Below are 26,807 nucleotides of genomic sequence, written 5' to 3'. Positions count from 1 at the left end.
AGTGTCCTCCTGAAGATGGACACGGTGGGTGGTTTTCGCCGCTAAGCTCCGCCGGGTGAGCGAACTGACGCCCGACCAGATGCGGGCTTCCGACGCGGACCGCGAACGCGTCGCCCAGGTGCTGCACAACGCCCTCGCGGAAGGGCGGATCACGGTCAACGAGCTGGAAGAACGCCTTTCGACGGTGTACGCGGCGAAGACGGTCGGCGAGCTCAAACCGGTGACGGAGGACCTGCCGTCGACGTCCGGGGCGATCCAGCCGGCGACCACGCGGGCCCTGGGCTTCCCCGACCAGCGCATCGGCGGCCACCCGGGTTCGCCGGTGTCGATCGGCGTGATGTCCGGCGCGGTCCGCAAGGGCAGCTGGGTCCTGCCCCCGCAGCACACGAGCTTCGCGTTCTGGGGCGGCACGGAGATCGACCTGCGCCAGGCCCGGTTCGCCGACCGCCAGTGCACGATCACGGCGGTGGCGATCATGGGCGGCATCACGATCACGGTCCCGGACGACATCAACGTCGACGTGACGGGCATCGGGTTCATGGGCGGGTTCATGCTGGAGGACAAGTCGGGGGCACCGCCGGCCCCGCCGACGGCGCCGACCGTGAAGATCAACGGGCTGGGGTTCTGGGGTGGGGTGGTCGTGTACCGGAAGCCGGCGAAGCGGGACGAGCCGCCGCAGATCGAAGGGGCTTGACCTCGGCGTTGTGACGCGTCACGCACCCGGCGTCACAACCAATGGGGGCTCGCACTGCCGGACCCGCCGCCTAGACTCAGGCGCATGACAGCCACGACCAGCACGTCAGCGGCGCCGGCCACCCCGGCACCGCTGGTGGACGCGACTCGCGACGACGCGAGCCTGCGCCGCTTCCTGCTCGGGCTGCCCGGTGTCGACCAGGTCGGCGTCGAGCAGCGCGCGGCGGGCCTCGGCACGCGCAGCATCAAGAAGGACGCCAAGCGGTGGGCCATCGACACCGCCATCTCCATGGTCGACCTGACCACGCTGGAGGGCGCCGACACCCGGGGCAAGGTCCGGGCGCTCGCCGCGAAGGCCGTCCGCCCGGACCCCGAGCGGCAGGACACCCCGCGCGTCGCCGCCGTCTGCGTGTACCCGGACATGGTCGCCACGGCCGTCGAGGCGCTCAAGGGCAGCGGCGTTCACGTCGCGAGCGTCGCCACCGGCTTCCCCGCCGGTCGCACTTCGCGGGAAATCAAGCTGGCCGACACGAAGATCGCCGTCGACGCGGGCGCGCACGAAGTCGACATGGTGATCGACCGCGGCGCCTTCCTCGAAGGCCGCTACATGGACGTCTTCGAAGAGATCCGCGCGGTGAAGGAAGCCTGCGGCGACGCCCACCTGAAGGTCATCCTCGAAACCGGCGAGCTGGCGACCTACGACAACGTGCGCCGCGCGTCGTGGCTGGCGCTGCTGGCCGGCGGGGACTTCATCAAGACGTCCACCGGCAAGGTCTCCCCCGCCGCGACGCTGCCGGTCACGCACATCATGCTGCAGGCGGTCCGCGACTGGCACGTCCGCACCGGCGAGCTGCGCGGCGTCAAGCCCGCGGGCGGCATCCGGACCACGAAGGACGCGATCAAGTACCTGGTCGCCGTGCACGAGGTCGCCGGCGAAGCGTGGCTGACCCCGGACCTGTTCCGCTTCGGCGCGTCCAGCCTGCTCAACGACCTGCTGCTGCAGCGCCGCACCCAGGTGGACGGCCACTACAGCGGCCCCGACTACGTGACGGTGGACTGATGCCTGTTTTCGAGTACGCACCGGCGCCGGAGTCGCGCGCCATCGCGAACCTCAAGGACTCCTACAAGCCCTTCGTCAACGGCGAATTCGTCGACGGCTCGGGTGAGCCGCTCAAGACGATCAACCCCGCCACCGAAGAGGTCCTGGCCGAGGTCGGCACCGCGTCGAAGTCCGATGTGGACACCGCGGTCAAGGCCGCGCGCAAGGCGTACGACTCGGTGTGGTCGAAGATGCCGGGCACCGAGCGCGCGAAGTACCTCTTCCGCATCGCGCGGCTGATCCAGGAGCGCTCGCGCGAGCTGGCGGTTCTCGAGAGCCTCGACAACGGCAAGCCGATCAAGGAGTCGCGCGACTCCGACGTCCCGACGGCGGCGGCGCACTTCTTCTACCACGCCGGCTGGGCGGACAAGCTGGAGTACGCGGGCTACGGCCCCAACCCGCGGCCCCTGGGTGTCGCGGGGCAGATCATCCCGTGGAACTTCCCGCTGCTGATGCTGGCCTGGAAGATCGCACCCGCGCTGGCCACCGGCAACACGGTCGTGCTGAAGCCGGCCGAAACGACGCCGTTGACCGCGCTGGTCTTCGCGGAGATCTGCCGGCAGGCCGAGCTGCCGCCGGGCGTGGTGAACATCCTGCCGGGGGCGGGCGACATCGGCGCGTCCATTGTGGAGCACGCCGACATCGACAAGATCGCCTTCACCGGCTCGACCGAGGTCGGCAAGGCGATCCAGCGCCAGGTCGCGGGCACGCCGAAGAAGCTGACCCTCGAACTGGGCGGCAAGGCGGCGAACGTCGTGTTCGAGGACGCGCCGCTCGACCAGGCCGTCGAGGGCATCGTCAACGGCATCTTCTTCAACCAGGGCCACGTCTGCTGCGCGGGCTCCCGGCTGCTGGTCCAGGAGTCCATCGCCGAAGAGGTGCTGGAGAAGCTGCATTACCGCGTCTCGACGCTGCGCATCGGCGACCCCCTGGACAAGAACACGGACATCGGCGCGATCAACTCCGCCGAGCAGCTCGCCAAGATCCGCGGGCTGGTCGAGTCGGGTGACGCCGAAGGCGCGGAACGCTGGACGAGCCCGTGCCCGGTGCCGGACCGAGGATTCTTCTTCGCCCCGACGGTGTTCGCGAACGTCCACCAGTCGATGCGGATCGCGCGCGAGGAGATCTTCGGCCCGGTGCTGTCGGTGCTGACGTTCCGCACGCCGGACGAGGCCGTCGCGAAGGCGAACAACACGCCGTACGGGCTTTCGGCGGGCATCTGGACCGAAAAGGGCTCCCGGATCCTGTGGATGGCGAACCAGCTGCGCGCCGGCGTGGTCTGGGCCAACACCTTCAACCGCTTCGACCCCGCCGCACCGTTCGGCGGCTACCAGGAATCCGGCTTCGGGCGCGAAGGCGGCCGCACCGGGCTGGAGGCGTACCTGAATGTCTGACCGGATTTCCGTCGCGAAGACGTACAAGCTGTACATCGGCGGCAAGTTCCCGCGTTCGGAGTCCGGCCGGGTGTACCCGGTGACGGACGGCAAGGGCAAGTTCCTGGCGAACGCGGCGCACGCGTCCCGCAAGGACGTCCGCGACGCGGTGGTCGCGGCCCGCAAGGCATTCCCGGGCTGGTCTTCCGCCACGGCCTACAACCGCGGCCAAGTGCTTTACCGGGTGGCCGAGGTCCTGGAGGGCCGCCGCGACCAGTTCGTCGCGGAGGTGTCCGCTTCGGAGGGTCTGGCGACGAAGAAGGCCGAGTCCATTGTGGACGCGGCGATCGACCGCTGGGTCTGGTACGCGGGCTGGACGGACAAGATCGCCACGGTCCTCGGCGCGGCCAATCCGGTGGCGGGCCCGTACTTCTCGTTCACGGTCCCGGAGCCGACGGGCGTGGTGGGTGTATTGGCGCCCCAGCAGTCATCCCTGTTGGGCTTGGTCGAGGTGCTGGCCCCGGTCCTGGCAACGGGCTCGACGGCGGTGGTGGTATCGAGCGCGGAGCGGCCGTTGCCGGCGATCACGCTGTCGGAGGTGCTGGCGACCTCGGACGTCCCGGGCGGAGTGGCGAACATCCTGACGGGGCGGGCGTCGGAACTGGGCCCGTGGCTGGCGTCGCACGGTGACGTGAACGCGCTGGACCCGACAGGAGCGTCTCCGGAAGACCGCGTGGGGTTGGCGCGCGAAGCGGCGAACACGGTGAAGAGGGTGCTGACGGTCCCGGCAACAGAGCCGGACTGGACGGCGGCGCCGGACATCACCCGCCTGCGGAGGTACCTGGAGGCGAAGACGGTCTGGCACCCGCTGGGCGTCTGAGATTTTCAATCGATGGAGGCCATCACCCGAGTCGGGTGGTGGCCTCCATCGCATTCGATGACGCTAGGCTTTCGAGCAGGTACACAGAGTGCTGAGGGGGCGATGGTGAACGAGCCGATCTGGATCCCGCCTCGCATGGCCGCGCGTTTCCGCGGGCCTTGCCTGGCTTTGGGCGTGCTCACGGTGAGCGGAGGGGTGCTGCTCGGGTTCGGCATCGCGATCGGCGGCGTCCTGCTCCCCGGCAAGCCGGGCCCGATGCTCCTCTCGACGGTCATCACGGGCTTGTTCCTCGGCCTGTACATGCTGGTCTCCGGCGTGACGATGACCCTGGCCCGCGGCTGGGTCACCACCCTCCCCCAGGGCTGCTTGCTGGACCGGCGGAAGTCGGCCACGGCGCTCTACCCGCTCGCGGTGCCGGTCGGCGCCGGCCTCTTCACATCGTTGTTCTTCTACGTGACCTTCATGGGCCGCTTCACGTGGTCGGCCGAGGACACCACCAGCATCGTCCACCTGGTGACGCCGGGCATCGCGGCCTACCTCTGCCTCCCCGCCGTCGCCGTCGGCCTGTGCGCAGTGAATCTCCTGGTCGGCTGGCCCCTGTTCCGACCCTCCCCACGAACCTTCCAGCGGTACGCGCGCTAGCTCATCGTCACCGAGAAGTCCGTCAGCGTGAACCGCGCCTTGCCCCCACCGGTTGAACAGAACTCGATCCCGTACCCGATCTGGTTCACCGTCGGGTTCGGCGGGATCAGTCCCTTCCCGATCGCCCACGCGATCATCGCCTTCAGGTCGATGCTCCCCGAGTACTGAGTCGACCTGGACACGAACGCCACGTACCCGTCGTCGGCCCACACGTCGTACGTGAAACCGCCCGCCGTGTACGTTGCCAGCTTGTCGCCCGATGGCTGCTGCTTCAGGTTCTCCGTCCACACCATCAGCTCGCTGACGCCCGCCCCGTCGCCCACGCCGTTGAGCCACAGGTCGTACGCCACGTCGTAGATGCCCACGCCCGGGCCGCGGCCGGCGAACGTCGAGCGGATCACCGAATAGTCGTTGAACGGTTTGCCGTTCAGGTCGTTTATGTCCTTGTGGACGTTCGGATAGGTTTTCACCGACGTCGAGTCGGGTTGGCTGGAATCGACGTACCAGTTGTCGTACGCGCACGCCCGCAGCGTTTCCGGGCCCGCCTCGTCCGTGTTCCACATGTTGTTGTGGACGTAGTAGCCGCCGTCCGACCAGCCGCCGTCGGGCTCCGATGTCGTGAACTCCGGGCTGCGGCAACCGCGCACCGGGGTCGTCGACGGCGGCGTCGGAGTCGGTACCACCGCAGGAGGTACCACCGAAGGAGAAGCCACCGACGTCGGCGGCGCGACGGCGACACTCGACGAAGGCAAAGACGACGACGAAGGCAAAGAAACAGGAGCTGCCGGGCCGGCTCCGCAGCCCATCACCACCAGAAAGGGAATCGCCAACAACCAGGCCGGTATTCTTCGTCGCATTTTCCCGCCCGCAAGCCACAATTCGGCAGAACGAGCCGGAACCCTAACACGAAAAACGCGGAATCAGGCGTGGTCGTCCGCGGGGTCCAGATCGTGCGACGTGATCGGGCGGCCCGGCAGCTCGGTGCCCGGCCGGGCACTGAGGCCGTCGATCATGATGCCGACGCACCGGCGCGCGGCCATCTCCGCCACGTCCGGGGACTTCGCGCGCACCTGCCGCAGCAGCGTCGCGAACAGGATCGCGATGTCGCCCGACCCGACGTCGAGCCGCAGCCTGCCCTCGGCCTTCGCGCCGTCGACGAACTCGTCGAGGACCTCGAGGATCTCGTCCCGCAGCCGGCGGACCTCGGGGTCGTTCTTCAGGATCACCAGCGCCCGCGGCGACACCATCGCCAGCTGAACGCTCAGCTGCAGCTCCACCGACTGCCGCAGCAGCCGCGACAGCGCGCTCCACGCCGACGTCTCCTCGGCGGCGATGGCCCGGGCGTCGATCAGCACCCGCTCGAAGTTGTCCATCGCGACCGCGCGCACCAGCGCGTCCCGGTCCGGGAACCGGCGGTAGAGCGTCCCGACGCCGACGCCGGCCGCGCGGGCGATCTCCTCCATCGGCACCTCGGGACCGGAGACGGCGAAGATCGTCTTCGCGGCGGCCAGGATCTGGTCGCGGTTGCGGCGCGCGTCCGCCCGCAGGGTGGTCTCGGGGTCTGCCGTCATGCCGTTCGCCTTCCGCTGAATCGCGCGGGCTGATTCTCGCATGGTCAAGCGGCCACACACCGGATCCGCATCGGGTCACCCGTTAGCTAGTGGACGACTTCCTTCCGCTTCGGTACCTTGGGCCTAGAACCGGAATGTAATCCTCCGCATACTTTACGTCCGCTTTAGGGGGCCCGAAATGACCGAAGTCGCCGAACCCACCACTCAGGGCGACGTCTTCCCGCTCGCCCGCAGCTGCCCGTTCGCCCCGCCGCCGGCGTACGAGAAGCTGCGCGAAGCGGGCCCGGTCCAGCGCGTCGGCCTGCCCGACGGCTCGGAGGCCTGGGCCATCACCCGCCTCGAAGAGGTCCGGCAGATGCTGACCGACCCGCGGTTCAGCTCGAACCGGTTCAACCCGGGCTTCCCGATCCTGACGAAGCAGGGCCGGCCGCAGCGCCGCCGCTTCACCGCGTCGCTGATCAACATGGACCCGCCGGAGCACACCACCGCCCGCCGCGAGGTCGTCGGCGAGTTCACCGTCAAGCGCATGAAGGCGCTGCAGCCGCGGATCCAGCAGATCGTCGACGAGCACATCGACGCGATGCTGGCCGGCCCGAAGCCCGCCGACCTCGTCTCCGCGCTGAGCCTGCCGGTGCCGTCGCTGGTCATCTGCGAGCAGCTCGGCGTCCCGTACGCCGACCACGACTTCTTCCAGTCGCGCAGCTCCACCCTGCTGAACCGGGAGGTGACGCAGGAAGCGCGGATGCAGGCCGTCGAGGAGATGCAGGGCTACCTCGACCAGCTGGTCAGCGCCAAGGAGGCCGACCCGACCGACGACCTGCTCGGCCGCCAGATCCTCAAGCAGCGCGAAGAGCACGGCGACGTCGACCACGACTCGCTGGTCTCGCTGGCGTTCCTCCTGCTCCTCGCCGGGCACGAGACGACGGCGAACATGATTTCGCTCGGCACGGTCGCGCTGCTGGAGAACCCGGACCAGCTCGAGATCATCAAGAACGACCCCGGCAAGACGCTCGACGCCGTCGAAGAGCTGCTGCGGTACTTCACGATCGCGGAGTTCGCGACCTCGCGCGTCGCCACGGCGGACGTCGAGATCGGCGGCCAGCTGATCCGCGAGGGCGAGGGCGTGCTCGGCCTGAGCTACTCCGGCAACCGCGACGAAAGCGCGTTCGAGGACGCCGACAAGCTCGACCTCGAGCGCGGCGCCCGCCACCACGTCGCGTTCGGCTTCGGCCCGCACCAGTGCCTCGGCCAGAACCTGGCCCGGATGGAACTGCAGATCGTCTTCGACACGCTCTTCCGCCGCATCCCGGAGCTGAAGCTGGCCGCGCCGGTCGACCAGCTGCCGTTCAAGCACGACGCACAGATCTTCGGCCTCTACTGCCTGCCCGTGACCTGGTGAAGGGGACGCCATGACCACCGTCGAAAAGCACGAGTTCCCGATGACCCGGACCTGCCCGTTCGCGCCGCCGCCGGCCTACGAGGAGATCCGCGAGGCGGAAGCGGTCTCGAAGGTGGGGCTGCCCGACGGCGGCTGGGCCTGGGTGGTCACCCGGCACGAGGACGTCCGGACCGTGCTGAACGACCGCCGGTTCAGCGCCGACCGCCAGCACCCGGACTTCCCGCAGCTGGTCAAGGGCGGGTTCCGGCGGCAGGGCGACGAGCGCACCATGATCACCATGGACGCGCCCGAGCACGGGCCGGCCCGCAAGGCCGTGCTCGGCGAGTTCACCGTCCGCCGGATGGAGGCGCTGCGGCCGCGGATCCAGGAGATCGTCGACGGCCAGATCGACGCGCTGCTGGCCGGGCCCAAGCCGGGTGACCTCGTCGAAACGCTGTCGCTGCCGATCCCGTCGCTGGTGATCTGCGAGATGCTGGGCGTCCCGTACGCCGACCACGACTTCTTCCAGACCCACACGGCGAAGCTGATCAAGCGCTCGACGACGCCGGAGGAGCGGCGGGCGGCGTTCGACACCATCCGCGGCTACATGGAAGACCTCATCGCGCAGAAGGAGGACAACCCGCCGGACGACCTGCTCGGCCGGCAGATCGTCAAGCTCCGCGAGGACGGCACCTACCGGCGGGCTTCGCTGGCCGCTACGGGCTTCCTGCTGCTCGTCGCCGGGCACGAGACGACGGCGAACATGATTTCGCTGTCCACGGTGGCGTTCCTGCGCAACCCGGAGCAGCTCGCGGCGATCAAGGCGGACCCGGGCAAGACGCTCGACGCGGTCGAGGAGATGCTGCGCTACTGGACGATCGTCGACGCGGCCACGGCGCGCCTGTGCGTCGAGGACGTCGAGGTCGGCGGGCAGCTGATCCGCGCCGGCGAGGGCGTGCTGGCGCTGGGCTACTCGGCCAACCGCGACCCGCGCGCGTTCGAGAACCCGGACGAGCTGGACATCGAGCGCGGCGCCCGCCACCACGTCGCGTTCGGCTTCGGCCCGCACCAGTGCCTCGGCCAGAACCTGGCCCGGATGGAACTGCAGATCGTGTTCGACACGCTCTTCCGGCGCGTTCCTTCGCTGGAGCTGGCCGCTTCGGTGGACGACCTGCCGTTCAAGGACGACGCGAACATCTACGGCCTGTACCGGCTGCCGGTGACCTGGTAGAGATCGGACTGCCATCCCACCACAGGAAAGAAGGACCATGAAGATCATCGCGGACACCGGCAAGTGCGTCGGCGCCGGGCAGTGCGTGCTCACCGAGCCCGCGCTGTTCGACCAGAGCGAGGACGACGGCACGGTCATCGTCCTGAACGAGACGCCCGAGGGCGAGCTGGTCGAGAAGGCCCGCGAAGCGGTGCACGTGTGCCCCAGCCAGGCCCTTTCCCTGCAGGAGTGACAAGGGAACGGCCACCTCGCGGGTAAGGGGTTCCCGCGAGGTGGCCGTGGCCTGACCTCTTCAGGAAAGGCGCAGCGTCGTCTCCGGGTGGAAGGCGTGCGTCTCGCCTTCGCCGCGCAACGCGACCCGGACGTTGTCGCCCATCCGGGGCGGCGTGCGGCCGTCCACCCGGACGACGAACCGGTCGTCGCCCACCTTGCCGTGCAGGTACGCGTCCGCGCCCAGCTCCTCCACCAGCTCCACCACCAGCTCGAAGCCGCCTTCGGAAACCAGCTCCAGTGACTCCGGCCGGACGCCGAAGACCACCTCGCGCAGGTCGCCGGCGGCCGAAAGAACCGACCGCGGCAGCGGCAGCACGACGTCGCCCAGCCGGACGCCGCCCTCGGTCAGCGGCAGCGTCGCGAGGTTCATCGCCGGGGAACCGATGAAGCCCGCCACGAACGAATTCAGCGGGTTCTCGTACAGCTCCCGCGGCGACGCGCACTGCTGCAGTACCCCATCGCGGAGCACCGCCACCCGGTCGCCCATCGTCATCGCCTCGACCTGGTCGTGGGTGACGTAGATCGTCGTCGTCCCGAGACGCTGTTGCAGCTGAGCGATGTTCGCGCGCGTCTCCACCCGCAGCTTCGCGTCCAGATTGGACAGTGGCTCGTCCATCAGGAACACGCTCGGCTCGCGCACGATCGCCCGGCCCATCGCGACGCGCTGCCGCTGCCCGCCGGACAATGCCTTCGGCTTGCGGTCCAGGAACTTCGAAAGGTCCAGCAGCGCGGCGGCCTCGGCCACCTTCGCGTCGATGTCCGCTTTGGACAGTCCACGCAGTTTCAGCGCAAAGCCCATGTTCTCGGCCACCGTCATGTGCGGGTACAGCGCGTAGGACTGGAACACCATCGCGATGTCCCGGTCCTTCGGCGGCAGGTGGGTGACATCGCGGTCGCCGATGTGGATGGCGCCCTCGTCGACGTCCTCCAGCCCCGCGAGCATCCGCAGCGCCGTCGACTTGCCGGACCCCGACGGCCCGACCAGCACCAGGAACTCCCCGTCCGGCACCGCGAGGTCGAACTTGTCGACGGCGCGAACCGCCTGGGCACCCGGGTAGATCCGCGACGCGTGTTCGTAAACGACTCCGGCCATGGCTACTTCACCGCTCCCATCGACAGCCCGCGGACGAGGTGGTTCTGCGCGATCCAGCCGACGATCATCACCGGCAGCGAGGCCAGCAGCGCGGCGGCGGAAAGCTGGGCCCAGTACAGGCCCTCACTGGTGATGAACCCGACGAGGAACACCGGCACGGTGCCGGCCCGCGCCGCCGTCAGGTTGACCGCGTAGAAGAACTCGGTCCAGGAGAAGATGACGCAGATCAGCGCGGTCGCCGCGATCCCGGGCGCCACCACCGGCATGATGATCTTCCGCAGCAGCGTCGGCAGGTTCGCGCCGTCGATCCGGCCCGCCTCGATCATCTCGTGCGGCACTTCGAGGAAGAACGACCGCATCATCCAGATGGCCAGCGGCAGGTTCATCGAGGTGTACAGGATGACCAGCGCCCACACCGTGTCCAGCAGCTCGGTGTTCTGGGAGATGATGTACAGCGGGATGATCGCCGCGACGATCGGCAGCATCTTCGTCGAGAGGAAGAAGCCCAGCGCGTTCGACGTGCCCTTCACCGGCGCCAGAGACAGCGCATACGCCGCCGGGACGCCGAAGAGCAGCACCAGGAGCGTCGACAGGATCGTGACGAACGCCGAGTTCGACACGTACGGGAGGAACCCGCCGTTCAGGACGTTCGAGATCTGGTCGAACGTCGGCGTGAAGAACAGCTTCGGCGGGTCGGTGTAGGCGTCCGCCTCTTGCTTGAACGCCGTGAGGATCATCCACAGCAGCGGGAAGACGAACAGGATGGCCAGCACCCAGGTCGCCAGGGTCAGCGAACCCTTGCCATAAGCACGTTTGCGGGGAGCAACGGTGGTCATTTGATCCCTCCGCTCACGGAGAAGGTGCGGAACATCAAGCGCAGCGCGAAGGTCGCGACGATCATCGTCAGGATCACGACGATCACGCCCATCGCCGACGACTGGCCGACGTCGAAGCCTTCGAACGCGCGCTGGTAGATGTAGTACGGCAGGTTGGTGCTGGCCGTGCCCGGCCCGCCCTGCGTCATCAGGAAGATCGCGTCGAAGCTGTTCACGATGTAGATCGCGCCCAGCAGCGTCGCCAGCTGCAGGAACCGGGCCAGGTGCGGCAGCGTGATGGAGACGAACGTCCGCCACCGGCTCGCACCGTCCACAGAGGCCGCTTCCAGGACCTCTTTGGACTGGCTCTGCAGGCCGGCCAGGATGAGCAGCATCATGAACGGCGTCCACTGCCACACGATCTGCGCCATCACCGCGGCCAGCGGGAACTCCGACAGCCAGTCGACGTCGGTGCCGAAGACGAAGTGCAGCAGCCCGTACGTCGGGTCGAACACCGTCGTCTTCCACAGCAGCGCGCCGGCCGCGGGCAGGATGAGGAACGGCGTGATCAGCAGCGTCCGGACGACGCCGCGGCCGAAGAACTTCCGGTCGAGCAGGATCGCCAGGCCGAGGCCGAGCAGCAGCGCGACGAGCACGCACACCACCGTCAGCAGCACGGTGTTGAGCAGCGCGACCAGGAACGTCGTGTCGCTGAAGACGTCGATGTAGTTGTCGAGGCCGACGAAGTGCCGCGAACCCGGCCGGACCAGGTTCCACGACTGGAACGAGTAGAACACGGTGAGCAGGAACGGCAGCTGCGTCACCGCGACGACGAAGAGCAGCGCGGGCAGCAGTGGCAGCCGCCGCTTGGCCGCGGTGCTCAGGCCTTTCTTCTCCTCGACCTTCGCGTGCGTCTGGGAGGTGGGGGTTTCTACGGAGAGCGTGGACATCACTGCACCGCCTTGTAGGAGTCGCCCACCGTCTGGGCGTAGTCCTGGGACTGCTTCAGGGCGTCTTCGACGGACTCGCGGCCGGCGATCGCCGCCGACAACTGCTGGCTCACCCGGGTGCCCAGGTCCTGGAACTCGGGGATGCCGACGAACTGGATGCCGGGGTAGGGCACCGGGCTCGCCATGGCCTTCTGCTGGTTCGCGTCGGCGATACCGTCCAAAGTGGGCTTGGCGTAGGCCGCCGCGGCCTTGGCGTAGTCGGGGATCGCGTACGTCGACTGGCGGACACCCGGCGGGACGCGATTCCAGCCGTAGGTCGCCCCGACCTTCTGCACGTACGCCTTGTCGGTCATCCAGGCCATGAACTTCCAGGCCGCGTCCTTGTCCTTGGCGACCTTCGGGATGCCGAGCGCCCAGGTGTAGAGCCAGCCGCTGGCCTGCGTCTTGACGACCGGCGCCGGCGCGTACCCGGACTTGCCGACGATCTTGCTGCTCGACGGGTCCTCGTTGGTGCCCGCCATGACCGTCGCGTCGTACCACATGGCGGCCTGGCCCTGGGTGTAGCGCGTGCCGCACTCGGAGAACCCGGCGCTGGAGGCGCCGACTTCGCCGTGCTCGCGGATGAGGTTGACGTAGAAGTTCGCGGCCTCGGTGAACTCCGGCGACGTCAGCTTGGCGTTCCAGTCCTTGTCGAACCATTGCGCGCCGAAAGTGTTGGCCACGGTCGTGAACGGCGCGAGGCTTTCGCCCCAGCCGGGCTTGCCGCGCAGGCAGATACCGCTGACGCCGGCGGCCTTGTCGTCGAGCTTCGCGGCGAAGTCGGCGATCTGCTGCCACGTCGGCTTGGCCGGCATGGTGAGCCCGGCCTTGTCGAAGAGGTCCTTGCGGTAGGCCAGGAACGACGACTCGCCGTAGAAGGGCACCGCGTACATCTGGTTCTGGTACGACAGCGACTGCTTGATGCTGGGGATGAAGTCGCCTTCGTCGTAGCCCGGGGTCGACGCCATGTGCGGCTCGAGGTTCTCGAGCCAGCCGTTGGCCGCCCACTGCGGTGCCTCGTAGTTGCTGATCATGACGACGTCGAACTCGCCGCCCTCGGTGGCGGTCGACGCCGTGATCTTCGCGCGGGCCTGGTTTTCCGGCAGCGAAACGAACTTCAGGTTGATGCCGGTGGCCTTCTCGAACTCCGGCGCGAGCGAGATCGCGTCCTTCATCTGCGGGTTGGACACGATCGCGATGACGAGCGTGCTGTTTCCCTGGCCGATCGAGCCCGCGCCCGCGCAGCCGGTGACCAGCAGCGACGTCGCGGCGAAGAGGGTGAGGAGCTTACGCACGGCCGCCTCCCGGGAGTACCTGCACCTTGAGGCCCGAGCCGCTGCGCATCTTGGCCAGCGCCTCGGGGTACTGCTCAAGCGGCAACCTGTCCGTGAGCAGCGAATCGGTGTCGATCGCACCATTCGCGACGAGGTCGAGCGCCGTGCCGAAGCTGTGCAGCACGGCCATCGAGCCGACGATGGTGATCTCGTCGTTGTAGATGCGGAACGGCGAGAGCGCGACGCGGGCTTCCGCCGGCGCGACGCCGAAGACGAGCAACCGGCCGCCGCGGCGGATCGAGTCGAAGGCCGCTTCGATGGCGGGCGCGGCGCCGGTGGCGTCGACGGCGACGTCGAACTTCTCGCCGTTCAGGTCGCTGACGTCCTTCGCGGTGGCGACGGCACCGAGGCTTTTCGCTCGTGGCAGGCGGGCTTCGTTGCGGTCGACGACCGTGACCTGCGCGCCGGAGCGCTGCAGCAACTGCTGCATGATCAGGCCCATGGTCCCGGCGCCGACGACGAGGAAGCGCTCTCCGGCTTCGACGCCGACGCGGCGCACGCCGTGCACCGCGCAGGAGACGGGTTCGACCAGCGCGCCCTGTTCCCAGGTCATCGAGTCGGGCATGCGGTAGCAGGTGGACGACGGGACGGCGACGTACTCGGCGAAGGCGCCGTTGACGGTGTCGCCGGTGGCGCCCCAGTTCGCGCAGAGGTTTCCGTGGCCGGCGCGGCACGGGCCGCAGTAGCCGCAGAACAGGGACGGGTCGACGGCGACGCGGTCGCCGACCTTCCACTCGCCCGGCACGTCCGCGCCGAGCTCGACGATCTCCCCGGCGAACTCGTGCCCGGGGACGATGGGGTACGGGGTGGGCGGGAAGTGCCCGTCCGCGATGTGCAGGTCGGTCCCGCAGATCCCGCACGCTCCGACCTTGACGACGACCTGACGTTCCCCGGGTTTCGGATCGGGCACCTCGCCGACCCTGATCTCACCGGGCCGGTCGACGATGGCGGCACGCATGCCTAGCCCCTTCCTCGCGCTCATATGAGCAGCGTTGACCTATGGCGTCGAGAACATGTGAAGGCATTAGAGGTCTGACGTCGGTGTTACGTCAACCTTTCGGGCGGATTTCGCGCTATAGTGCTCAGATGAGCGCTTCTCGCAAGGGTGCTTCGCTCTCGGAAGCGATGCTGCTCGCCACCGTCGCCCGGCGCTTCTACGTGCAGGGACGTTCCAAGCTGGAGATCGCCGACGAGTTCGGCGTCAGCCGGTTCAAGGTGGCCCGGATGCTCGACACGGCCATGGAGTCCGGCCTGGTCAGGGTGGAGTTCTCGCTGCCGGCCCCGGTGGACCTGGCACTGTCGGACGAGGTGCGCTCGACGTACGGCCTGAAGCAGGCGTTGGTCCTCGAACGCTCAACCGAGCGCGAGCCGCGGGAGGTCGTCCGGGCCAAGATCGGGACGCTGGCGGCCCGGCTGCTGGAGGAGATCGCGACCCCGTCGGACGTGATCGGCCTGTCGTGGGCGCGGTCGGTGAACGCGATGACGGAGGCGATCCGGTCGTTGCCGCGGTGCCCGATCGTCCAGCTGTGCGGGGTCCAGGCGGGGATGGACATGCGCGGCCGCTCGGTGGAGACGGTCAGCCGTGTGACCTCGGTATCCGGCGGCGACGCGTACCCGATCTTCGGGCCGTTGGTGCTGCCGGACCGCCGCACGACGGAGACGCTGCGGCGGCAGCCGGGGATCGCGGAGACGTTCGGGCAGTTCCGGAATCTGACGAAGGCGGTGGTCAGCATCGGCGCGTGGCAACCGGGCGAGTCGACGGTGTACGACGCGCTGGACGAGGCCGAACGGGCGGCGATCGCGGCTCGCGGGGCGACGGCGGAAGTGGCGGCGCGGTTGTTCGACGCGTCCGGGAACGCTTTGTCGACAGGGTTGGCTCATCATGTGCTGGCGATCAGTCATGAGGAGCTGATGGCGGTGCCGGAGGTGATCGCGCTCGGGTACAGCAGGCCGAAGGCGGCGGCGGTGGACGCGGTGCTGCGGTCCGGGATGGTGTCGACGCTGATCACCGACGCGGCGGCAGCGGTGCCGTTGCTGGCCTTGGCGGCGAAGAACCCGCCGGCGCCGCGCGGCTGAGCGCGGCGGCCTGCCCGCACGCATCACCGCACCGCACAGCCGACCACGACGGCTTACCCCAACGGCGGCACGGCTCGCCCGCCCGGCCATGCCGGGCGAGCCCACCCGCGCGACCGGTCTACTCCCCCGGGAGTATCCCCTCCCCATCCGCGTACTTCCTCTGGCGCACTTCGCTCCCTCCCGGCTCCGGGGCGAAACCCGGGTCGCGCCCGATGTGCCCGCGCCCCGGTTTCGCGAGCCTGGGAGGCGTGAAAACTTCCCCTCGCTGGCGCCAAGCCGTCGTCTGGCTGCACGTCGTCTCGTCCGTCGCCTGGATGAGCCAGGCCCTCGCGCTCGTCGTGCTGATGTCGTCGGGCGCACCGGTGCCGGCCGACCGCCTCGACTCCGTCCTGCTCGCCCCGATGGCGAACGTCTCCGCGTTCACCGGCCTCCTCCTCGCCGGGGCGACCGCGTGGGGCTACTTCCGGCACTGGTGGGTGCTGACGAAGTTCGCCCTGACGCTGATCCAGCTCTACGCCGGGATCTTCCTGCTCTCCCCCGCGTTGCGCGACTCCGCCGACACCGGCGCCGTCGCCTGGCCGCAGATCGCCGGAGCGTCGCTGATGGCGAGCGCGCTGGCGTTCCAGGCCTGGCTATCGGTCGCGAAACCGGGCCGCAAGACGCCGTGGTCCCCCACCGCCAAGCCACCGACCGCGCCGACCTGGGTCTTCATGGCCGGAATCGGCGCACCCGCGTTCGACGTCACCGCCGGGCTGCTGCTCGGCTACCCGCTCCCAGCGTTGTCGCTGGTCACGCTGATCGTGCTCGGTTTTGAGCGGCGACGACGTCGTCGCCGTGCTCAGCGGCCCACCGCCCGAAGCCCTCGATCGGCTCCAGGAAGCTTGAACCCAGCGCCGTGAGCGCGTAGGCGCCTTCGCGGCGCTCGACGAGACCGTCGGATTCCAGGCGCCGCAAGGCTCCCGTGAGCACCTTGGCACTGATGCCGCCGATCGTGCGCCGCAGGTCGACGTGCCGGCGCGGGCCGTCGCGCAACGCCCAGAGCACCACCGGGTGCCACGTGTTGGCGACCAGGTCGAACGCGAGCCGCGTCCGGCAGTCGGCGAGGAAGTCCATGGTTACCGTTCGGTTCCTTTCCGGGTTCCTACCGTCGTGCTGGACAGCCAAGCACAAGGAGGCGGCATGCGGATCGGGATCTTCGGCACGGGCGGAATGGCGGACGCGCTCGGCACGCAGTGGGAGCGCGCGGGCCACGAAATCAGGGCGGCGGGCCGCAAGACGGGAACGTGGCGCGAGGTGGCCGCGTTCGCCGAGGTGGTCCTGCTCGCCATCCCGTCGATGGCCATCGGGGAGGTCCTCGCGAAGGCCGGGCCCCTGGGTGGGAAGGTCCTGGTGGACTGCACCAACGACCCGGCACTGACCGGCGCCCCGGTGGCTTCGCGGATCGCAACGGAGGCCCACGTGGTGAAGGGGTTCAACTTGGCGCACGTGGACGTCTGGCGGATGAGGCCACCGGTGTTCGCCGGCCGCCCGCTGTCGGTCCCGCTGTGCGGCGACGACCCGGCGGCGCTGGAGAAGGTGAGCACGCTGGTCCACGACATCGGCGCGAAGCCGGTGATCGCGGGCGGCTTGGACCGCGCGGCGCTGCTGGAAGCGACGGCGGCGTTCGCCATCGGGCTGTGGTTCGCGGGCGAGGACGCCCAGGCGATCCTGACGCCGATGGGCTGAGCGATCAGAGGCCGTACTCGATGGCGGTCGCGTTCGGGCCGGCCAGCAGGACCCGCCTCCATCGATGCCGCCAACGCCCCGCACGAGCGCGCCCCCGCCCTCCTCCGGGGGGACGTCCCTAGTCCAGTCTATCGGCCCTGACCTGCACAAAAGGGTGATCAGCCGAATCTGTGGACAACCGAACCCGATGTGGATAACTCTGGCGAGACAGGCTCCGGCCGATTCAGCTCACCGCTTCGACCTTTCCCGACGCCAGATCCGCCGCCCGGGCGCGCACCGGCCCGCCACCACGCGGAACCAAAGTCACCTCACCCGAAGCCAAATCCGTCACCAGCGTGCTCAACGTCATCAGGTCGTCACCACCGATGGCATTCCGATGGACGGCACCGGTCAACACCGAAACCAGCCACTTCGCGTCCGGAGCGACCGGATCCAGATGCGCGCACACCTCAGCGCGAGCCAAGCTCTCCTCGGAAGCCGAATCCAACGAGGGCGACAACCGCCGAAAGTGGTTGGTGTGCCAGGCAAATCCACTATCCACAGTGGTCACCGCGGTCTCGTGCCCCGCCTTCTCGACCACCGTCAACGAAGGCGACCCGACCTGCCCCATCGTGTAAGCGAACCCACCCGCCGAAGGACGCGAACGCAACACCGACACCGCCTCGGCCAACCCGGACGCGCGCTGGGCCGTGCGCGCCACGAAGTGCCGGCCCGCGCACGGCGACGGCGTCACCACGTTCACGCTGTCGATCCCCCACACCAGCCCGTGCGTGGTCAGCGTGAACGTGTTCGACGGCAGGAACCCCGGGTACCACCACACGCACACACCCGGCTCGCCGTCGATCAGCAGCGTCAGCAGGCGGCCGATGCCGTCGAACACCGGCGCGCCGTCTTCGTTGTGGCCCAGCAGAGAAGGCGCCCACGCCAGGTCCGTGCAGCCCGTCCCGTCGCCCGCGCCCAAGTCGCCGCGCAAGTTGGCCAGCAGCAGGTCGTCGAACGGCACTCCCGCCCCCGCGGCCAGCGCCGTCAGCTCGGCGTACGCGTCCGGGTGCTCGACCTGGGACGCCGACTCGATCGCCCGGAACAGCACCGGCGACCGCCGGGCCCGCGACGCGACCGGCCACGACGGCAGTCCGGCCAAGACGGTCCGGATGTCGGCCGCCGCGTACGCACCCAACGCGTGGAAAGCGGCTTCCCGGGGACCTCGGACGATCGTCCAGCGCACGTCGCCGATCCGGTGCTCCCGCACTGTCGCCACCATGGGATCACGATGACTGACCAGTCAGGAATTCGCAATGATCAGTGCGCGCCCACCTCGGTCACGCGCACCACGGCCATCCCCGCCTCGTCGGACGCCGCCAGGTCGACCTCCGCGCTGATGCCCCAGTCGTGGTCGCCCGCCGGGTCGTCGAAGATCTGGCGGACCTTCCAGACGTCCGGCTGCTGGTCGATCATCAGCAGCTTCGGGCCGCGCGCGTCCGGGCCGGTGCCGAGCGAGTCGTACTCCTCGAAGTAGTCCTCGATCGCGTCTTGCCACGCCTCGGCGTCCCAGCCGGACGCCGCGTCGAGCTCGCCCAGCACGTTCCACGCCCGCCGCGCGAACAGCTCGACCCGGCGGAACAGCTCGTTGCGCACCAGGACGCGGAACGCGCGCTCGTTGCGGGTGACCGCGGGCGGCAGTTCCGGCGGGCGGGACGACGGTACCGGCCCTTCCGCTGTGACGTTCTCGGGGTGCCGCAGCGCCTCCCACTCGTCCAGGAGGCTCGAGTCGACCTGCCGGACCAGCTCGCCGAGCCACTCGATGAGGTCCTGCAGCGGCTCGGTCTTGGCCTCGTCGGGCACCGTGTGGCGCAGCGCGTCGTAGACGTCGGCGAGGTAGCGCAGCACCAGGCCTTCCGACCGCGCCAGCTGGTAGAACCCGATGTACTCCACGAAGTTCATCGCGCGCTCGTACATGTCGCGCACGACGGACTTGGGCGACAGCTCGTAGTCGTCGACCCACGGGTGACCCTGCCGGTAGCTGTGGAACGCGCCCTGCAGCAGCTCTTCCAGGGGCTTCGGGTACGTGATGTTCTCGAGCAGCTCCATCCGCTCGTCGTACTCGATGCCCTCGGCCTTCATCGCGTTCACGGCCTCGCCGCGCGCCTTGAACTGCTGCTGCGACAGCACCGGCCGCGGATTGTCCACCGTGGCCTCCACAGTGGACACGACGTCGAGCGGGTAGCTCGGCGACTCCAGGTCGAACAGCTCGATCGCGGCCAGCGCGAACGGCGAAAGCGGCTGGTTGAGCGCGAAGTCGAACTGCAGGTCGACGGTGAGCCGGATGATCCGGCCCTGCTCGTCCGGTTCGGACAACCGCTCGACGACGCCGGCGGCGAGCAGCGCGCGGTAGATCGCGATGGCGCGCAGGATCAGCTTGCGCTGCGACGCGCGGTCCTCGTGGTTGTCCTCCAGGAGGTGGCGCATCGAGTCGAACGCGTTGCCCGGCCGCGAAATCACGTTCAGCAGCATCGAGTGCGTGACCTTGAAGCTCGACGTCAGCGGCTCGGGCTCGGCCGCGATGAGCCGGTCGAACGTGCTCTCGGTCCAGTTGACGAACCCCTCGGGCGCCTTCTTCCGGACGATCTTCTTTTTCTTCTTCGGGTCGTCGCCCGCCTTCTCCAGCGCCTTCGCGTTCTCGACGACGTGGTCGGGCGCCTGGACGACGACGTAGCCGTCGGTGTCGTAGCCCGCCCGCCCGGCGCGGCCGGCGATCTGGTGGAACTCGCGCGCCTTGAGGTGGCGCTGGCGGACGCCGTCGTACTTGGTCAGCGCGGAGAACACGACCGTCCGGATCGGCACGTTGATGCCGACACCGAGGGTGTCGGTCCCGCAGATCACCTTGAGCAGCCCGGACTGCGCCAAGGTCTCGACCAATCGGCGGTACTTGGGCAGCATGCCGGCGTGGTGCACGCCGATGCCGTGGCGGACCAGCCGCGAGAGCGTCTTGCCGAAGCCGGCGGAGAACCGGAAGTCGCCGATCAGCTCGGCGATGGACTCCTTCTCGGCCTTCGTCGTGACGTTGATGCTCATCAGCGTCTGCGCCCGCTCGATGGCCGCGGCCTGCGAGAAGTGCACGACGTAGACGGGCGCCTGACCGCCGTTGAGCAGCTCGGACATCGTCTCGTGCAGCGGCGTGAGCGCGTACCGGAAGGTCAGCGGCACCGGGCGCTGCGCCGACGTCACGACGGCGGTCGGCTTGCCGGTGCGGCGGGTGAGGTCCTTCTCGAAGAAGGACACGTCGCCCAACGTCGCCGACATCAGGACGAACTGGGCCTTCGGCAGTTCGAGCAGCGGCACCTGCCACGCCCAGCCGCGGTCGGGCTCGGAGTAGAAGTGGAACTCGTCGGCGACGACCTGCCCGACGGGCGCCTCGGCACCGAACCGCAACGCGATGTTCGCCAGGATTTCGGCCGTGCAGCAGATGATCGGGGCGTCCGGGTTGACGCTGGAGTCACCCGTCATCATCCCGACGTTGTCGGCCCCGAAGATCTCGATGAGCTGGAAGAACTTCTCCGAGACGAGGGCTTTGATGGGCGCGGTGTAGTAGCTGCGGCGGCCCTGGGCGAGCGCGGTGAAGTGCGCGCCGACGGCGACGAGGCTCTTCCCGGAGCCGGTCGGCGTCGAGAGGATGACGTTCGATCCGGAGACGACCTCCATCACCGCCTCCTCCTGCGCCGGGTACAGCTCGATGCCCCGATCGGCCGTCCAGGTCGTGAACGCTTCGAAGAGGGCGTCGGGGTCGGGATCCGCAGGCAGGAGGTCTGTGAGAGTCATCAGACGTCCATCGTGCCATCCGCTCGTCGCAAAGTCGGCAGGGGCGATCGCATCGCGCGTGGTAAACCCGTAGGCTTCGCGTTACCGCGCTTCGACCGGGAGATACGGTGTCGCGCGCACACGGGCGGTACACCGGAGGGCTTAGGAATGGCACAGGACATCATCCCGATCGAACTCGGGCTGCCGCAGGGCGACGTCGTCACCCTGTGGGCCCCGCGCTGGCGGGAAGACGGCGAGGAGTGGGAAGCGTTCCTCGGCGACGAGGACGACCTGTACGCCTTCCCGGACGCCGCGCACCTGGCCGCTTTCGTCCGCACGTCGGAGCGGCACGACCTGATCGACCACCCGGCGTGGGACGCGGTGCCGTCGCTGAACGTGCCCGAGCTGATCCCGGACGAGGACCACACGTACGACCTCGTCGGCGTGCCGGAGCTCGTCGCCGAGGAGCCGGACGTCTGGCACATCGCCGAGCTGGCGGAGATCGTCGGCATCGTGCGGTCGCTCGCCGACGTCTGCGACCTCGAAGAGGTGCACGAGATCCTCGACTCGACCGAGGGCTTCTCGCTGCTGGACCAGGGCACCCTCCCGTTCACCGGGAGCGTCGGCGTCCAGGTGTGGAACGACCTGTCCGAGACGGTGTCGACGAAGTGGGACACCGTGCTGGACGCGATCGACGGCCTGGTGACGGTGCCGGACGTCGACGAGAAGGTCCTCGAGCAGACGGCCGAGGAGCTGGCGGCGTTCCACGAGGAGTCCGCGGAGGCCGAGGCCGGCGCCGAGGGCGAAGAGGACCTCGAAGCGATTTCCTCGGATGACGAAGACGACGAGGAAGAAGAAGAGGGCCCGGTCGGCTTCTGGGCCGAGGTGGGCATCGACCCGATCAAGATCATCACGTCCGGCGCGGAGTACTACACGCTGCGCTGCTACCTGGACGACGCCCCGGTGTTCCTGGGCAGCGAGGGCGAGATCGACGTGTTCACGTCGGAGAAGGCCCTGGCCCGCGCGCTGGCCGACGGCAAGGACCTGGCCGACACGGACCTCGCGGACGTGTCCACGTGGGACGAGGTCCTGGCCAAGGCGACGGCCGGCGAGCTGGAGATCGAGGTCGACCCGGAGAACACGTACGTGCTGACGGGCCTGGACGCGGACATCGCGGAGGGCCCGGAGTCGATCGACCCGACGCAGCTGGAGCTGGCGGTCGAGCTGATCACGGACGCGGCGGACTGGGCGGGCGACGACTCGGCCGAGACGGCGCTGGCGAGCAACGAGAGCCTGGGCTGGCTGGTGTCGTTCGTGCTCCGCCCGGACCCGACGCGCTTGGAGCCGTCGGCGCCGTTCGACGCGGAGCAGAGCGCTTGGCGGAAGCTCGTCGAGGGCTTCGAGAACCGCTTGACGGTCGCCTGAGTTTCAGCTTTCGGAGGCCGCCTCCCCGCGGGTTGGGGAGGCGGCCTCCGTCGTGTCCGGGGGTGCGCCAGATGACATGAATGAGTCATTCATGTCGTGTGGCGACATGAATGACTCATTCATGTCGTCGCCGCCCGGGGCCGGGAGCATCGGTCCACAGCCCGGGGGCCGGTTGTGGACAACTCGGCCCGTCCGCCTCCGCGGCGGCCGGTTCGTGTCGTAGGCAGCCGATACGCTGGAGACGGGGGGCGCCCCCGCGGGCGGCATGGGCACCGAGGAGCTGTCCGGGCGACGGCAGTCAGCCTGGCGTTCTCAGCCGCCACCCCGGCACGGCCGAGGCGCCACCCCGGCACGGTCGAGCGGCCGCCCGCCGCGCGCCGCGTGAGCGATCCCCTCGGCGAACAGTGCCCGGTACCGCTCCGGCAACTGGGCAGCGGGCCACCGTGAGCCCGGGCCATCCGACTCCAGGTCGGCGTCAGTCCTCCGAAGCCCCCTCCGCGCGGACCGGCACCACCAGCACCGCCAGCGCCGGGAACACCGCCGCCACGCAGAACGCCAGCGCGTACCGGCTGTCCCCGATCACCAACCCCAGCAACGGCGGTGTCAGCGACGCCGCGATGTTCTGGCCCGTGTTCTGCGTCCCCATCGCGCGCCCCGACCAGGCCAGGCCCGCCAGCTCCGCCGAGGCCGTGAAGCCCAGCCCGTTGTCCGCCACCGTGATCACCCCCGCCAGCGCCAACGCCAGCAGCACCAGCCACGGCCAGGACGCGTCGCCCACCGCCACCAGCAGCATCACCAGGCAGCTCGCCACCGCCAGCTGGCGCATCGGCCGCAACCGGCTGCCCACCCGGTCCGACCACCAGCCCGACCCCAGCCGCCCCAGCGCGCCCAGCACCTGGACCACCGCCAGGTACCAGCCCGCCGACAACGGGCTCCAGTGCTGCACCGCCACCAGGTACACCGGCGCGAACGCCGACACCGCGAACTGCGGCACCACCAGCAGCGCGCTCGCGCCGTGGACCCGCCACAGCGTCGCGTGCCGGTACGGCGAGGGCGGCTTCTCCCCCGTTGCCGGCCGAGGCGGCCGCGGTGGGTCCGTCACCAGCCACGCCACCAGCAACGCGACGAGGATCGCCAGCCCGGCCGGCAGCAGCACCGCCGCGCGGAACCCGAAGTGCGCGGCCAGCGGCGGCAGCCCCAGCGCCGCGACGCCCACGCCGAGCGGCTGGGCCGTCTGGCGGATCCCCATCGCCACGCCGCGCTCGGACTTCGCGAACCAGCCCATCACGACGCGACCGCTCGCCGCGTTCACCGAAGCCGTACACGCACCGGCCGCCAAGAACACCCCAAAGAGCAGCCCGACCGGGTGAGTTCCGACCCCGGCGTACACCAGGAGTAACCCTGAGGCCCCCAGTCCGAGGGCCATGATCAGGCGCTCTCCGTAACGGTCCGCAGCCGCGCCCCACACGATCAGGGTGAACAGGAGCCCGATGCTCGGCGCCGCGACGACCGTCCCGGCCTCGGCCAGCGTCAGCCCCTCCGCCTCGCGCATGGCCGGGACCAGGAACGGGATGCCGTAGAGGAACGAGCAGCTCGCGGTCTGCGCGGCGAGGCCGAGCGCGAGGATGAGCCACCGCCGCGAACTCGCCTGAAGCTGCTCGACTGACCCCTTCGCGACCTGCGCCATCGTCCTCACCGTCTCATATTTTGAGAACCACTTCCTATATATTGAACGATAGTTGGCATGGCTAAGGACCGCAAGGACCCCGGGGCGGACGTCAGGCCAGCGCGGCGTACCCGGGCTTGATGACGTCGTCGATCAGCGCGAGCCGGGCGTCGAAATCGATGAACGCGGATTTCATCGCGTTGATCGTGAACCACCGGAAGTCGTCGAGGCCGTACCCGAAGGTCTCGTGCAGAGTGGTGAATTCGCTGGTCATCGTGCATCCGCTCATCAGCCGGTTGTCCGTGTTCACGGTCACCCGGAAGCGCAGCCGCTTGAGCAGGCCGATCGGGTGCTCGGCGATCGAGCGCGCCGCGCCTGTTTGGACGTTCGACGTCGGGCAGATCTCCAGGGGGATGCGGCGGTCGCGGACGTACGCGGCCAACCGTCCAAGGTGGACCGTGCCGTCCGCGTCGGTCTTGACGTCCTCGACGATCCGCACGCCGTGCCCGAGCCGCTCGGCGCCGCAATGCTGAATCGCCTCCCAAATGGACGGCAGCCCGAACGCTTCTCCGGCGTGAATGGTGAAATGCGCATTGTTCTGCCGCAAATACTCGAAAGCGTCGAGATTGCGGGTCGGCGGGAATCCGTCTTCGGGACCGGCGATGTCGAAGCCGACGACGCCGGCGTCGCGGTAGCGGACGGCCAGGTTCGCGATCTCGAGGGCGCGGGCGTGCTGGCGCATCGCGCAGAGCAACGTCCCGACCCGGATGCTGCCGCCGTTCGCGGCCACCCGGCGTGCGCCCTCCGTGAACCCCGCTTGGACGGCCTCAACCACCGCATCGAGTGACAGACCGCGTTCGACGAACAACTCCGGTGCGTAGCGCACCTCGGCGTAGACGACCCCGTCGGCGGCCAGGTCCTCGACCGCCTCCGCGGCGACCCTGACCAGCGATTCCTCCGTTTGCATCACGCCGCACGTGTGCGCGAACGTCTCGAGGTAGGAAACGAGTGAGCCGGAGTCGGCCGCCCGGCGGAACCAGGTGCCCAGCTCGGCCGGGTCGGTGGTGGGCAGACCGGCATAACCGGTGGCTTCGGCGAGCTCGGCGACGGTGGCCGGGCGGAGGCCGCCGTCCAGGTGGTCGTGCAGGAGGACCTTGGGCGCGCGGCGGAGTGTCTCGCTGGTCAGAACAGGGCTTTCGTCAGGCATCCCCCAACGGTAACCTCGTTGTCATTCCCCTACATGGCCGTAAGTCTCAGGCTCGGGCTAACCCTCAGCGTTGACGATCATGCGACGAATCGGCCATCCGGGGGCAGCCTCCGCAATAGGCTCTTCACGGGGGCCATACAGACAGCAATTTTTGCAATCGATAAGCTTCGTGGCACGTCCCTCCATTTCCCCGCCGACGAAGGACACACAGCAGTGACCACTGACAACCACATTGCCGCCCCGTCCTTCGACCGGATGCGCAACATGCTGGTGCGCGCGGCCGAAGTGCGTGAGAGCGAGCAGCAGCAGATCTTCGACGCGCTCGACGACATCTACGCCCGCCTCGCGCCGGTGGACTCGCTGGGCGCGGTCCGCAAGCGGCTGTCCGAGATGCCCGACCGCACCGAGACGAGCGTGCTGGCCGAGCGCCTCGACGAGACGATGGCGCGCCTGGAGGCCCAGGACAACGCGATCGCCGCGCTGACCCGCGCCGTCGAGAGCATCGTCGACAAGCTCGCCAAGCCCTTCGCGCAGCTCGACGGCCGCCTCGACGGGGTCGCCGCGCGCTTCGAAGGCGTCGCCGGGCGGATGGACGGGCTCGAGGACAAGCTCCAGAACATCCACCGCCGGCTCGACGAGCTGGGCGGGCACCTCGACAAGCAGGACGGCAAGCTCGACTCGCTGCCGCAGGCGGTGCACGGCCCGGTCCGCGAGCGGATCGAGCAGGCCGAGTCGACGCTGCGCGAGCGCGTCGACACCGCCGACCACGAGCTGCGCGCGAAGGTCGACGAGCTGGACCGCGCCACCAAGGAGCGGATCGGCGCGAACACCGAGGCGCTCAAGACGGCGCTGACCGAGACCGGCGAGATGATCGACGCCTCGGACCGCCTGGAGAACCTGGGCAACCGGCTCGAAACGGTCACCACCCGCCTCGACGAGCTGGCCGGCCGCCTCGACAAGGTGGAGGACGGCTTCCTCTCGAGCATCGGCGACCTCGACGGCGCGCTCAAGAGCGGCCTGTCGAAGGTCGAGGACACGCTGGCCAAGCAGCCGGACTCCGACTCGGTGGACTCGCTGGTCCGCAAGAGCAACGACGAGAGCGTCCGCCGCATCGGCGGCCAGCTCGACGAGGCGATGGCGACGTTCGCGGAGCTGATGCTCGGCGGCGGCCCGACGGTCCAGCAGATCGCCCCGCCCCCGCCGGCCCCGCGCCAGCCGCGCCGCAGCTCCCGCAACGGCCGCGCCCCGAAGCCGGCCGACGCCAAGGCCAAGACGGGCGAAGGCTCGGAAGAAGCCACGGAGTAAGCAGCCCCGCACGAAGGAGGCCCCCATCACCACACCGATGGGGGCCTCCTCCATGTTTCGGAGTGACCACTCCACAACACTTTCTCGGCGAAAGTTCGGCTTCGAGGGCCCCCGGGGCTGAGCTTTCGCCGAGAAAGATGAGGGTGGGTCACTCGGACGGGTGATCATCTTCGCGACGGTCGTCACAACCGAGCGCGCATTCTGGGAGACGTTCGCCGCCTGCTGCCCGCGCCACCC

Annotated in this window: 25 protein-coding genes; 13 read left to right on the top strand and 12 right to left on the bottom strand. The window is 69.2% G+C overall.

Annotation, left to right across the window (positions count from 1 at the left end; genetic code table 11):
* The first annotated feature begins 79 nt into the window (after positions 1 to 79).
* The 5 genes from ABFJ78_RS29600 (at position 80) to ABFJ78_RS29580 (ending at position 4,687) form a co-directional block, all read left to right on the top strand.
* Positions 80 to 694, top strand: coding sequence for a DUF1707 SHOCT-like domain-containing protein (locus ABFJ78_RS29600; protein ID WP_436390155.1), 615 nt, complete (start codon positions 80 to 82; stop codon positions 692 to 694).
* Between the two features lie 84 nt (positions 695 to 778).
* Complete coding sequence (gene deoC, locus ABFJ78_RS29595) at positions 779 to 1,753, top strand: deoxyribose-phosphate aldolase (protein ID WP_436389851.1); 975 nt, start codon at positions 779 to 781, stop codon at positions 1,751 to 1,753.
* The gene (locus ABFJ78_RS29590; RefSeq protein ID WP_436389850.1) at positions 1,753 to 3,186 is read left to right on the top strand and encodes an aldehyde dehydrogenase family protein; all 1,434 of its coding nucleotides are present in this window, start codon (positions 1,753 to 1,755) and stop codon (positions 3,184 to 3,186) included. Before deoC ends, ABFJ78_RS29590 begins: the two co-directional genes overlap by 1 nt.
* Positions 3,179 to 4,045 (top strand): aldehyde dehydrogenase family protein, encoded by an 867-nt coding sequence (locus tag ABFJ78_RS29585; RefSeq protein WP_436389849.1) that lies wholly within the window; start codon positions 3,179 to 3,181, stop codon positions 4,043 to 4,045. Before ABFJ78_RS29590 ends, ABFJ78_RS29585 begins: the two co-directional genes overlap by 8 nt.
* A 105-nt stretch (positions 4,046 to 4,150) precedes the next feature.
* Positions 4,151 to 4,687 (top strand): hypothetical protein, encoded by a 537-nt coding sequence (locus ABFJ78_RS29580; RefSeq protein ID WP_436389848.1) that lies wholly within the window; start codon positions 4,151 to 4,153, stop codon positions 4,685 to 4,687.
* Here ABFJ78_RS29580 and ABFJ78_RS29575 read toward each other — a convergent pair.
* Together ABFJ78_RS29575 and ABFJ78_RS29570 are read right to left on the bottom strand one after the other, a co-directional pair.
* Entirely contained in the window at positions 4,684 to 5,370 is a 687-nt protein-coding gene (locus tag ABFJ78_RS29575) for a GH12 family glycosyl hydrolase domain-containing protein (RefSeq protein ID WP_436389847.1), read from the bottom strand. The genes ABFJ78_RS29580 and ABFJ78_RS29575 overlap by 4 nt on opposite strands.
* Before the next feature lie 237 nt (positions 5,371 to 5,607).
* Entirely contained in the window at positions 5,608 to 6,258 is a 651-nt protein-coding gene (locus ABFJ78_RS29570; RefSeq protein WP_436389846.1) for a TetR/AcrR family transcriptional regulator, read from the bottom strand.
* 178 nt (positions 6,259 to 6,436) lie between these two features.
* On the opposite strand from ABFJ78_RS29570, the gene ABFJ78_RS29565 reads away from it, so the two are divergent.
* The 3 genes from ABFJ78_RS29565 to ABFJ78_RS29555 are packed head-to-tail and all read left to right on the top strand — an operon-like array spanning position 6,437 to position 9,099.
* Positions 6,437 to 7,657, top strand: a complete 1,221-nt coding sequence (locus tag ABFJ78_RS29565; RefSeq protein WP_436389845.1) for a cytochrome P450 — start codon at positions 6,437 to 6,439, stop codon at positions 7,655 to 7,657.
* 10 nt (positions 7,658 to 7,667) lie between these two features.
* On the top strand, positions 7,668 to 8,867 hold the full coding sequence (locus tag ABFJ78_RS29560; protein WP_436389844.1) for a cytochrome P450: 1,200 nt from the start codon (positions 7,668 to 7,670) through the stop codon (positions 8,865 to 8,867).
* A 37-nt stretch (positions 8,868 to 8,904) separates the two neighbouring features.
* Positions 8,905 to 9,099 carry a ferredoxin gene (locus ABFJ78_RS29555; RefSeq protein WP_290056061.1) on the top strand — a complete coding sequence of 65 codons (195 nt, stop codon included), beginning with the start codon at positions 8,905 to 8,907 and terminating at the stop codon, positions 9,097 to 9,099.
* Positions 9,100 to 9,159: 60 nt separating this feature from the next.
* On the opposite strand, the gene ABFJ78_RS29550 is transcribed toward ABFJ78_RS29555, so the two are convergent.
* From ABFJ78_RS29550 to ABFJ78_RS29530, 5 genes are read right to left on the bottom strand one after another with little or no spacing between them, the layout of a single operon-like run.
* A complete protein-coding gene (locus ABFJ78_RS29550) occupies positions 9,160 to 10,233 on the bottom strand; it encodes an ABC transporter ATP-binding protein (RefSeq protein ID WP_436389843.1) in 1,074 nt (357 codons plus the stop codon).
* Positions 10,234 to 10,235: 2 nt separating this feature from the next.
* Positions 10,236 to 11,069 carry a carbohydrate ABC transporter permease gene (locus ABFJ78_RS29545; RefSeq protein ID WP_436389842.1) on the bottom strand — a complete coding sequence of 278 codons (834 nt, stop codon included), beginning with the start codon at positions 11,067 to 11,069 and terminating at the stop codon, positions 10,236 to 10,238.
* Entirely contained in the window at positions 11,066 to 11,998 is a 933-nt protein-coding gene (locus ABFJ78_RS29540) for a carbohydrate ABC transporter permease (protein ID WP_436389841.1), read from the bottom strand. Before ABFJ78_RS29540 ends, ABFJ78_RS29545 begins: the two co-directional genes overlap by 4 nt.
* The gene (locus ABFJ78_RS29535; RefSeq protein ID WP_436389840.1) at positions 11,998 to 13,332 is read right to left on the bottom strand and encodes an ABC transporter substrate-binding protein; all 1,335 of its coding nucleotides are present in this window, start codon (positions 13,330 to 13,332) and stop codon (positions 11,998 to 12,000) included. The genes ABFJ78_RS29540 and ABFJ78_RS29535 overlap by 1 nt, the downstream gene beginning before the upstream one ends.
* Positions 13,325 to 14,329, bottom strand: coding sequence for a zinc-dependent alcohol dehydrogenase family protein (locus ABFJ78_RS29530; protein ID WP_372672119.1), 1,005 nt, complete (start codon positions 14,327 to 14,329; stop codon positions 13,325 to 13,327). The genes ABFJ78_RS29535 and ABFJ78_RS29530 overlap by 8 nt, the downstream gene beginning before the upstream one ends.
* A gap of 128 nt (positions 14,330 to 14,457) precedes the next feature.
* On the opposite strand from ABFJ78_RS29530, the gene ABFJ78_RS29525 reads away from it, so the two are divergent.
* Entirely contained in the window at positions 14,458 to 15,447 is a 990-nt protein-coding gene (locus ABFJ78_RS29525) for a sugar-binding transcriptional regulator (RefSeq protein ID WP_436389839.1), read from the top strand.
* A gap of 248 nt (positions 15,448 to 15,695) precedes the next feature.
* Positions 15,696 to 16,346: a hypothetical protein gene (locus ABFJ78_RS29520; RefSeq protein WP_436389838.1), complete on the top strand. Its 651-nt coding sequence runs from the start codon at positions 15,696 to 15,698 to the stop codon at positions 16,344 to 16,346.
* Here the strand turns inward: ABFJ78_RS29520 and ABFJ78_RS29515 are convergent.
* On the bottom strand, positions 16,237 to 16,560 hold the full coding sequence (locus tag ABFJ78_RS29515; RefSeq protein WP_436389837.1) for a winged helix-turn-helix transcriptional regulator: 324 nt from the start codon (positions 16,558 to 16,560) through the stop codon (positions 16,237 to 16,239). The genes ABFJ78_RS29520 and ABFJ78_RS29515 overlap by 110 nt on opposite strands.
* A 66-nt stretch (positions 16,561 to 16,626) precedes the next feature.
* Between ABFJ78_RS29515 and ABFJ78_RS29510 the strand changes: the two genes are divergently transcribed.
* Complete coding sequence (locus ABFJ78_RS29510; protein ID WP_436389836.1) at positions 16,627 to 17,172, top strand: NADPH-dependent F420 reductase; 546 nt, start codon at positions 16,627 to 16,629, stop codon at positions 17,170 to 17,172.
* 223 nt (positions 17,173 to 17,395) lie between these two features.
* On the opposite strand, the gene ABFJ78_RS29505 is transcribed toward ABFJ78_RS29510, so the two are convergent.
* A complete protein-coding gene (locus ABFJ78_RS29505; RefSeq protein ID WP_436389835.1) occupies positions 17,396 to 18,433 on the bottom strand; it encodes a C45 family autoproteolytic acyltransferase/hydolase in 1,038 nt (345 codons plus the stop codon).
* A gap of 38 nt (positions 18,434 to 18,471) precedes the next feature.
* Positions 18,472 to 20,988 (bottom strand): DEAD/DEAH box helicase, encoded by a 2,517-nt coding sequence (locus ABFJ78_RS29500; RefSeq protein ID WP_436389834.1) that lies wholly within the window; start codon positions 20,986 to 20,988, stop codon positions 18,472 to 18,474.
* A gap of 147 nt (positions 20,989 to 21,135) precedes the next feature.
* Between ABFJ78_RS29500 and ABFJ78_RS29495 the strand changes: the two genes are divergently transcribed.
* The gene (locus ABFJ78_RS29495) at positions 21,136 to 22,392 is read left to right on the top strand and encodes a primosomal protein (RefSeq protein ID WP_436389833.1); all 1,257 of its coding nucleotides are present in this window, start codon (positions 21,136 to 21,138) and stop codon (positions 22,390 to 22,392) included.
* Positions 22,393 to 22,867: 475 nt separating this feature from the next.
* Here ABFJ78_RS29495 and ABFJ78_RS29490 read toward each other — a convergent pair whose 3' ends face one another.
* Positions 22,868 to 24,079: an MFS transporter gene (locus ABFJ78_RS29490; RefSeq protein ID WP_436389832.1), complete on the bottom strand. Its 1,212-nt coding sequence runs from the start codon at positions 24,077 to 24,079 to the stop codon at positions 22,868 to 22,870.
* A gap of 91 nt (positions 24,080 to 24,170) precedes the next feature.
* Positions 24,171 to 25,265 carry an adenosine deaminase gene (locus ABFJ78_RS29485; protein WP_436389831.1) on the bottom strand — a complete coding sequence of 365 codons (1,095 nt, stop codon included), beginning with the start codon at positions 25,263 to 25,265 and terminating at the stop codon, positions 24,171 to 24,173.
* Positions 25,266 to 25,478: 213 nt separating this feature from the next.
* On the opposite strand from ABFJ78_RS29485, the gene ABFJ78_RS29480 reads away from it, so the two are divergent.
* Positions 25,479 to 26,570, top strand: coding sequence for a PA containing protein (locus tag ABFJ78_RS29480; protein WP_436389830.1), 1,092 nt, complete (start codon positions 25,479 to 25,481; stop codon positions 26,568 to 26,570).
* Positions 26,571 to 26,807 lie beyond the last annotated feature (237 nt).

The organism is Amycolatopsis sp. MEPSY49, from assembly GCF_051337345.1.
Taxonomy (GTDB): domain Bacteria; phylum Actinomycetota; class Actinomycetes; order Mycobacteriales; family Pseudonocardiaceae; genus Amycolatopsis.
The sequence above is the reverse complement of the archived record's forward strand: the minus strand, read 5'-3'. Positions and strand labels throughout refer to the sequence as shown.